Raw genomic sequence first — 8,994 nt, forward strand, 5'->3', positions numbered from 1 at the left:
AGGCCACGCTGGGATCGCGGCCTTAGCGTGGCGAAGCCTGGACCAAGAAATGACGAATGTAAATTATCTTACGAAGCTGGCCCCGTTGATGTCCAGCACCGCGCCCGTCATCGACGCCGGCGCCTCCAGCGCCAGATAGGCGACCGCGTTCGCCACCTCGGCCGGCGCCGCCACCCGGCCCAGCGGGATGTCGGCCAGCAGCTTGTCGCCGCCGCGGCTCGCCAGATAGTCCTCGGCCATGCCGGTCATGGTGAAGCCGGGGCAGACGGCGAAGGCCAGGATCCCCTCGGCCGCATAGCCGCGGGCGATCGACTTGGTCATGGCCACCATCCCGGCCTTCGACGCCGCATAGTGCCAGTGGGCGGGGGAATCGCCGCGATAGGCCGCCCGGCTGGCCACGTTCACCAGCCGGCCGCCCGCGCCGCGTTCGCGCCAGTGCAGGATCGCCCGCCGGGAGAGGTCGGCCGCGGCCTGGAGGTTGATCTGCATCGTGCGGCCCCAGCCCGCGCGCCAGGCGTCCGCTTCGGCGTCGACCGCGATGGGCTCGAACACCCCGGCGTTGTTGACCAGCACGTCGATCCGCCCGCCCAGCCGCGCCAGCGCCGCGTCCCAGAGCCGGTCGGCGGCGTCCGGATCGGAGAGGTCGGCGCCGATGGCGTCCGGCGCGTCGGCGCGGCCATGGCCGATCGCCTCGGCGCGGCCCCGCAATGTGTCCATGATCGCGGCGCCGATGCCGCGGGTGGATCCGGTCACCAGAATGTGGGGGCGTTCGTCGGTCATGGCCTGGGTTAGGATGGCCGCGTTCAGGCTTCAAGCGCCGGGAGGGCGTGCATGACCTTCTACTTCGCCGCCCTGCTGCTGGGCGTCATCGCGGGCCTGCGGTCGATGACCGCTCCGGCCGCCGCGAGCTGGGCCGCCGCCATGGGGCTCCTGCACCTGGCGGGCACGCCGATGGCGTTCATGGGGCTGGGCCTCACGCCATGGATCTTCACCCTGCTGGCGGCCGCCGAACTGGTCACCGACAAGCTGCCGGCGACGCCCAGCCGCAAGATTCCCGTGTCGTTCGCCGCCCGCGTCGGTGCCGGCGGCCTGGCCGGCTGGGCGGTGGGCGCCTCGCTGGGCGCGCCGTTGCCCGGCGTGGCCCTGGGCGCCGTGGGCGCGGTGATGGGAACCCTGGGCGGGGCCTGGGCGCGGGCGCGCCTGGCGGCCGCCTTCCGGCGCGATCTGCCCGCGGCCCTGCTGGAGGATCTCGTCGCCGTCGGCGGCGCGGCCCTGGTCGTCGGAGGCCTGCTGTGAGCGCCGCCGCCTTCGACGCCATCGTCGTCGGCGCGGGTCAGGCGGGGCCCTCGCTCGCCGCCCGGCTCGCCGGGGCCGGCCGGAAGGTGGCCATCGTCGAGCGCAAGCACTTCGGCGGCACCTGCGTGAACACCGGTTGCATGCCCACCAAGGCCCTGGTGGCCAGCGCCCGCGCCGCCCATGTCGCCCGCCACGCGGCCCATTGGGGCGTGACGATCCCGGGCGAGGTGGGCGTCGACATGCCGGCCGTCCGCGGCCGCGCCCGCAAGGTCACCATGGACGCCCGCCACGGCCTGGAATCCTGGCTGGGCGGGACCGATGGCGTCACGATCTATCGCGGCCACGCTATGTTCACCGGCCCGCACGAGATCGCCGTCGGCGCCGAACGGCTCACCGCCCCGAACATCTTCCTCAACGTCGGCGGCCGCGCGGTGGTCCCGGACCTGCCGGGCGTGAACGACGCGCCCCATCTCGACAACGTTTCGGTGCTCGACCTGCAGGAGGTCCCGCGCCATCTCGTGGTGGTGGGCGGCAGCTATATCGGCCTGGAGTTCGCCCAGATGCATCGCCGCTTCGGGGCCCAGGTGACGATCGTCGAGAAGTCGGGCCGCCTCATCGCCCGCGAGGACCCGGAGGTCTCCGACGCCATCGCCGAGATCCTGAAGGGCGAGGGGATCGAGCTGCGCCTGAACGCCGAGTGCATCAGCTTCGCCCCCCACGCGGAAGGCGTGGCCGTCGGCGTCGACTGCAAGGCCGGCGCGCCGCAGGTGGTGGGCTCGCACGTCCTCCTGGCGACCGGGCGGCGGCCCAACACCGACGACCTGGGCCTGGACGTCGCCGGGATCGAGACCGACGCGCGCGGCTACATCAAGGTGGACGACGAACTGCGCGCCAGCGCCGAGGGGGTCTGGGCGCTGGGCGACTGCAACGGCCGCGGCGCCTTCACCCACACCGCCTACAACGACTACGAGATCGTGGCCGCCAACCTGCTTGACGGCGACCGCCGCCGGGTCAGCGACCGCATCTCCACCTACGCCCTGTTCATCGACCCGCCGCTGGGCCGCTGCGGGATGACCGAGGCCCAGGCCCGCGCCGAGGGCCGCAGCATTCGCGTCGGAACCCGTCCGATGACCCGCGTCGGCCGCGCGGTCGAGAAGGGCGAGACCCAGGGGTTCATGAAGGTGGTGGTCGACGCCGACACCGACGCCATCCTCGGCGGCGCCATCCTCGGCGTCGAGGGCGACGAGGCGATCCACTCCGTGCTCGACGTCATGGCCACGGGCCGGCCGTACACGACCCTCCAGCGCACCGTGCATATCCACCCGACCGTCGCGGAGCTCATCCCCACCGTGCTCGGCGAGTTGAAGCCCTAGCTTCGCGCCCCCTCCGTCGGCTGCGCCGCCACCTCCCCCGCAGGCGGGGGAGGAGCAGTGCCTATTCGCTCCTCCCCCGGCGAGACGGGGGAGGTGGCCCGAAGGGCCGGAGGGGGCGTCATAGCCCCGGTCTATGAATTCCTGCGCCCGCCCGGGGGCGCGCCGGCGCATCAGGCGCGGCATGGTGGCGTCAGATCTTGTGCCGACTTCGAGGACGACATGCGCCTTTTCCGATCCGCGCCGCTCTGCCTGGCCGCGGCCCTGTTCGCCACCGCCGCCGTCGCCGCCGAACCGCCGCCGGGCCTGAAGGCCCAGCTCGAGAAGGTGGTGGCCGACGGCGCGCCCGGCGTCACTGCGCTCGCCTTCAAGGACGGCAAGCTGCTCTACCGGCTGGACGTGGGCGACATCGCGCCCGACACCCAGCTCCCGATCGCCTCGGCGTCGAAGTGGATGACCGCCACCCTGGTCATGACCGTGGTCGACGAGGGCAAGCTGTCCCTCGACCAGCCCATCGGCGAGCGCCTGCCCGAGTTCACCGGCGAGGCGGGTAAGGTCACCCTGCGCCAGCTCATGTCGTTCACGGCCGGGCAGGGGAGCCTGGAGGGCTTCTTCGACCTGCGTCAGGACCCGCACATCACCCTCGCCGAATCGGCCCGCCAGGTGGCCGCCCGGCCGCTGACCGACCCGCCGGGCACGGCGTTCCGCTATGGCGGCCCGTCGCTCCAGGTGGCCGGCGCGCTGGTCGAGCAGGCTACGGGCAAGACCTGGGCCGAGCTGTTCCAGGAACGCATCGCCGGCCCGTTGGGCATGACCCGCACCTACTGGGGCAATCCCCTGCGGCCGGGCCTCAAGCCCGACGAGGTGAAGAACCCCAACCTGCAGGCCGGCGTCTACACCACCGCCGACGACTACGGCCGCTTCATCACCATGCTGGCCGGCCGTGGCGAGTCGAACGGCAAGCGGATCATCTCCGAGACGGCGTTCGACGCCATGGAGACGCTCCAGACCGCCAAGGCGACCATGGCCTACAAGCCGCCGGGCGCGACCAGCCTCGACGGCTACGCCCTGGGCAACTGGTGCGAGACGGTGGAGGCGGGCGGCCGCTGCGGCATGGTCTCCAGCCCCGGCGCCTTCGGGACCTATCCGTGGATCGACCGCGACAACGGCGTCTACGGCGTCTTCTTCCTGAAGGACCGCCTGCCCAATGTGGTGGCCGACATCCAGGCCGCGCGGAGGCTCATCCTGGCCGCGGAAGGGGTGGGAACTTCGAAGTAGGAAGGTTGGAGGCCTGACCGGGAATCGAACCCGGGTTCACGGATTTGCAGTCCGTTGCGTCACCACTCCGCCATCAGGCCGCCGGAAGTGGGCGCTCTCGCTAACAGAACGGCCCTTCCGCCGCAATTGCCTTCCGGCCAGGGCGGCATATAACCCCCGCCACGGATTCCTGTCCGGCTTAAGGGGACCTCATGGCCGACCACGCCGCCGCCCGCCTCAACATGGTCGAGAGCCAGGTGCGCACCGCCGACGTCACGGACGTGCGCATCCACGACGCGATGCGCGCCCTGCCGCGCGAGCGGTTCCTGCCCGAGGCCAAGGCGCACCTCGCCTATGCCGACATCGAGGCCGAGTACGCGCCCGGCCGCTGGCTCCTGAAGCCGCGCGACGTGGCCAAGCTGCTCCAGGCGCTCCGGCCCATGCCCGGCGAGCGGGTGCTGGCGATCAGCGCCCCCTACGCCGCCGCCGTGATCGAGGAGATGGGGCTGCCCGTCACCCGCGTCGAGGCGGGCGAGGCCCTGCCGGCCGGCGAGTTCGACGCCATCGTCTGCGAGGGCGCCGTGGGCCGCGCGCCCGACGCCTGGACCGCCGCGCTCGCGACGAACGGTCGGCTAGGCGTGGTCGAACGGGACGGTCCGGTGGGCAAGGCCTGCATCTACCTGCGCGCCCACGACGGCGTCGGCCGCCGCGAGATCTTCGACAGTTTCCCGCCCGTGCTGGCCGGTTTCGAGGCGAAACACGGTTTCGCCTTCTAGGTTACGAACCCGGCTCGAAGCTGAAACACCCACGAAACCGCGGGGTGAAAAAAGCTTAAGGTGACGTGGCTTGGCCGAAGCGGCAGACGAAAGCATATAAGGACGCGTCTCTCGCGAGATCGGGGATAACGAATGTCGATCAGTTTCCGCGGCCGGCTGTTGGCCGCGACCTTGTGCGCAGGCGTCGCCGCCGCCGCCGCCGCTCCGGCGGGCGCCGAGAGCCTCTCCGACGCCATCGCGTTGGCCTACCAGAACAATCCGACCCTGCAGGCCCAGCGCGCGACGCAACGCGCGCTCGACGAGACCTACGTCCAGGCCCGCACCGGCTGGCGCCCGACCCTGACCATGGGCGGCAGCCTCTCGTACAGCGAAAACCGCGTCCCGAAGGCCTCGCGGAGCGTCGACACCAACGGTGACGGTCAGCCGGACAGCTTCGGGAACTTCGGCATCTTCGAAAGCAACCAGGGCCGCGTGGGCCTGACGTTCAGCCAGCCGCTCTGGACGGGCGGCCGGGTCGCGGCCTCCGTCAACGCCGCGAACGCCGACATCCTGGCCGGCCGCGAGAACCTTCGCCGGGTCGAAGCCTCGGTGCTGGTGTCGGTCATCCAGTCCTACGCCGACGTGCGCCGCGACCAGGAGTCGCTGCGAATCCGTCAGGAGAACGTGAAGGTCCTCACCCGCCAGCTCGAGGAGTCCCAGGCCCGCTTCGACGTGGGCGAGGTGACCCGCACCGACGTGGCGCAGTCCCAGGCGCGTCTCTCGCAGGCCCAGGCCCTGCTGCAGACGGCCGTCGCCCAGCTCGCCATCTCGCGCGCCGGCTACGCCGCCGTCGTCGGCCAGAATCCGGGCGATCTCGACCCCGAACCCTCGCTCGACTTCCTGATGCCCGGCGATCCGGACGAGGCCTTCAAGGTGGCCGAGCAGCACAATCCGCAACTCCTCGCCCAGGGATATTCGGTCGAGGCCAGCAAGGCGCGCATCGCCGCCGCCCATGCCGAGCGCATGCCGAGCGTGTCCGGGCAGGTGACCTACGGCTTCAGCGGCCCCGCCATTCCCGACCGCCCGGCCGACGCCTTCCAGCGCGACCTCTACAGCCGCGGCGTGACCGCCACTGTTTCGGCCTCCGTGCCGCTGTTCTCCGGCGGCCTCGTCAGCTCGCGCATTCGCCAGGCCGTCGAACGCAACACGTCGGACCGCGTCACCCTGGAGGGCGTGCGCCGCAGCGTCCTGCAGAACGTGACCCAGTTCTGGAGCCAGCTGCTGGCCGCGCGCGCCAACATCACCTCCAGCGAGGAGCAGGTCCGCGCCGCCAAGATCGCCGCCGAAGGCACGCGCCAGGAGCAGCAGGTGGGCCTGCGCACCACCATCGACGTGCTGAACGCCGAGCAGGAGCTGCGCCAGGCCGAGGTCAACCAGGTCAGCTCCAGGCGCGACGAATATGTGGCGTCGGCCAACATCCTGGCGCTGATGGGCCGGCTGGAGGCCAGGAACCTGATTCCGGGCGCCGAGCAGTACGACGCCGCCAAGAACTTCAGGAAGCTGCGGATCACCTGGGGCTGGGTGCCCTGGGAGGAGCCGATCGGCATCCTCGACCAGTCGCTCACGCCCTATCCGTCGCACGCGCCCAGCGACCGGCCCGAGGAGAAGGCCATCGGGCCTGGCCTCGGCGCGGCGCCGTCTGAACCGCCGGCGGACAATCCGGCGACTCATTGACACGCTGTTAGCCGGAAAATTGCACGATCGGGCGGGCGCGCTTAGGGTCGAGGCGCAGACTCAACCGCGGCAGTAAGGCGACATGTCCGAACAGACGTCCCAAGAACCGACGATGGAGGAAATTCTCGCCTCCATCCGCCGCATCATTTCCGAAGACGAGGCCCCGGCCGACGACGGCGCCCCGGCTGCGCCGGAAGCCGAGCCCGCCGCGGCGAAGTCCGCCGACGAGCCGCTCCCGGTCCCGGAGCCCGAGCCGGAGACGGCCGCCTCGCCCGCCGCCGACTTCGAGATGCCGGCCGACGAAGACGACGACGGCGATCTCGAACTGACCCAGAAGGTCGAGACCCACGGCGACCTCGACTTCGTGGCCGCCAGCGAGCCCGAGCCGCCGCCCGCCGTCGCTGAAGCGCCGGCTCCGACCCCCGCGCCGCCGGGCGAGGGCCTGGTCAGCGACGCCGTCGCCGCCGCCACCGCCGCCACCTTCGGCCGCCTTTCGGCGGGCATTTTGATGCCGGCCGAGGGCCGCACGCTCGAGGACGTCGTCCGCGAGCTCCTGCGCCCGCTGCTCCAGCAGTGGCTCGACGACAACCTGCCCGGCATCGTCCAGCAGGCCGTCGACGCCGAAGTCGAACGCATCGCCCGCGGCCGAGTACGCTGACCTCTTCCTTTCCCGCGGTACGCGGGAGAGGGGGACCGCCCGCCGAGGCCGGCGCGAGCCGGCTGAAGAGCGGGGGGTGGAGAGGGCAGGCCGCGCGCACTGCAGAACCCATTCCCTTCCCACCATCCGCTCTTCAGCCGGCTCGCGCCGGCTTCGGCGAATGGTCCCCCCTTCCCGTGTGACGGGAAGGGAAGCAAGGCCGCCTTTCGCGCTTGGGCGCGGATGTGTATGCACGCCCCTCAAGCACCAATTGACCCCATGCTCGACAAGACCTTCGATCCCAAGACCGCCGAACCGCGCCTCTATGCTCAGTGGGAGGCCTCGGGCGGCTTTGCGCCGACCGACGACCCGGCCGCCGAGCCGTTCTCCATCGTCATCCCGCCGCCGAACGTCACCGGCTCGCTGCACATCGGCCACGCGCTGAACAACACGCTGCAGGACGTGCTGATCCGCTTCGAGCGCATGCGGGGCAAGGCGGCGCTGTGGCTGCCGGGCACCGACCACGCCGGCATCGCCACCCAGATGGTGGTCGAGCGTCAGCTGGCCGCCGAGGGCAACCAGTCGCGCCGCGACATGGGCCGCGACGACTTCGTCGCCAAGGTCTGGGAGTGGAAGGCCAAGTCGGGCGGGACCATCGTCAACCAGCTCCGCCGCCTGGGCGCCTCGTGCGACTGGAGCCGCGAGCGCTTCACCCTCGACGAGGGCCTCTCGGCCGCCGTCCGCAAGGTGTTCGTCCAGCTCCACAAGGAAAAGCTGATCTACCGCGACAAGCGGCTGGTGAACTGGGACCCCCACTTCCAGACCGCCATCTCCGACCTGGAGGTGGAGCAGCGCGAGGTCGACGGCCACTACTGGCACTTCGCCTATCCGCTGGAGGACGGCTCCGGCGAGATCGTCGTGGCCACCACGCGCCCCGAGACCATGCTGGGCGACACCGCCGTCGCCGTCCATCCCAGCGACGAGCGCTACACCGCCCTGGTGGGCAAGGCCGTGCGCCTGCCCATCGTCAACCGGCCCATCCCGATCATCGCCGACGAATATCCCGACCCCGAGAAGGGTTCGGGCGCGGTGAAGATCACCCCGGCCCACGACTTCAACGACTTCGCCGTCGGCAAGCGCCACAACCTGCCGATGATCAACGTCTTCGACGACTTCGCGCGGATCAACGACAACGCCCCGCCGGAGTACCGCGGCCTCGACCGCTTCGCCGCCCGCAAGAAGGTGGTGGAGGAATTCGAGCGCCTGGGCCTGCTGCGCGAGATCGAGAAGACGAAGCACACCGTCCCGCACGGCGACCGCTCGGGCGTCGTCGTCGAGCCCTATCTGACCGATCAGTGGTACGTCGCCGCCGACGTCCTGGCCAAGCCCGCCATCAAGGCGGTGGAGGAGGGCGAGACCGTCTTCCAGCCGAAGAACTGGGAGAAGACCTACTTCGAGTGGATGCGGAACATCCAGCCGTGGTGCGTGTCGCGCCAGCTCTGGTGGGGCCACCGCATCCCGGCCTGGTACGGCCCCGACGGCAAGGCGTTCGTCGAGGAGACGGAGGCGGAAGCCCAGCGCAAGGCCGACGAGCACTACGGCCGGCCCACCCCGCTGCGCCAGGACGAGGACGTCCTCGATACCTGGTTCTCCTCGGGCCTGTGGCCGTTCTCCACCCTGGGCTGGCCCGAGAAGACCGACGACCTGCGCCGCTTCTACCCCACCCACACCCTGATCACGGGCTTCGACATCATCTTCTTCTGGGTCGCCCGGATGATGATGCAGGGCATCCACTTCACCGGCGAGGTCCCGTTCAAGCGGGTCTTCATCAACGCCCTCGTGCGCGACGCCGAGGGGAAGAAGATGTCCAAGTCCAAGGGCAACGTCATGGACCCCCTGGAGCTGGTGGACGACTACGGCGCCGACGCCCTGCGCTTCACCCTGA

General features: G+C 70.9%; 8 protein-coding genes and 1 tRNA gene. 7 read left to right on the forward strand and 2 right to left on the reverse strand.

The features are described 5' to 3' along the window. Positions 1–63 precede the first annotated feature (63 nt). Positions 64–780, reverse strand: coding sequence for an SDR family oxidoreductase (locus tag GC203_RS20085; protein ID WP_293458307.1), 717 nt, complete (start codon positions 778–780; stop codon positions 64–66). A 51-nt stretch (positions 781–831) separates the two neighbouring features. On the opposite strand from GC203_RS20085, the gene GC203_RS20090 reads away from it, so the two are divergent. From GC203_RS20090 to GC203_RS20100, 3 genes are all read left to right on the forward strand, one after another. Then, positions 832–1,296, forward strand: coding sequence for a DUF4126 domain-containing protein (locus GC203_RS20090; protein WP_293458308.1), 465 nt, complete (start codon positions 832–834; stop codon positions 1,294–1,296). After that, complete coding sequence (locus GC203_RS20095; protein ID WP_293458309.1) at positions 1,293–2,669, forward strand: FAD-containing oxidoreductase; 1,377 nt, start codon at positions 1,293–1,295, stop codon at positions 2,667–2,669. The genes GC203_RS20090 and GC203_RS20095 overlap by 4 nt, the downstream gene beginning before the upstream one ends. Before the next feature lie 219 nt (positions 2,670–2,888). Next, entirely contained in the window at positions 2,889–3,944 is a 1,056-nt protein-coding gene (locus GC203_RS20100; protein ID WP_293458310.1) for a serine hydrolase domain-containing protein, read from the forward strand. Positions 3,945–3,950: 6 nt separating this feature from the next. Here GC203_RS20100 and GC203_RS20105 read toward each other — a convergent pair. Further along, a tRNA-Cys gene (locus GC203_RS20105) sits at positions 3,951–4,024 on the reverse strand. A gap of 111 nt (positions 4,025–4,135) precedes the next feature. Between GC203_RS20105 and GC203_RS20110 the strand changes: the two genes are divergently transcribed. From GC203_RS20110 to GC203_RS20125, 4 genes are all read left to right on the forward strand, one after another. Next, positions 4,136–4,699, forward strand: a complete 564-nt coding sequence (locus tag GC203_RS20110; protein ID WP_293458311.1) for a protein-L-isoaspartate O-methyltransferase — start codon at positions 4,136–4,138, stop codon at positions 4,697–4,699. A gap of 132 nt (positions 4,700–4,831) precedes the next feature. Further along, positions 4,832–6,412, forward strand: coding sequence for a TolC family outer membrane protein (locus tag GC203_RS20115; protein WP_293458312.1), 1,581 nt, complete (start codon positions 4,832–4,834; stop codon positions 6,410–6,412). An 82-nt stretch (positions 6,413–6,494) separates the two neighbouring features. Beyond that, positions 6,495–7,070 (forward strand): DUF2497 domain-containing protein, encoded by a 576-nt coding sequence (locus tag GC203_RS20120; RefSeq protein WP_293458314.1) that lies wholly within the window; start codon positions 6,495–6,497, stop codon positions 7,068–7,070. A gap of 258 nt (positions 7,071–7,328) precedes the next feature. Beyond that, positions 7,329–8,994: valine--tRNA ligase (locus tag GC203_RS20125; RefSeq protein WP_293458316.1), on the forward strand; the 1,666-nt coding region annotated here is incomplete at its 3' end.

This window comes from Phenylobacterium sp., from assembly GCF_016124325.1.
Taxonomy (GTDB): domain Bacteria; phylum Pseudomonadota; class Alphaproteobacteria; order Caulobacterales; family Caulobacteraceae; genus Phenylobacterium.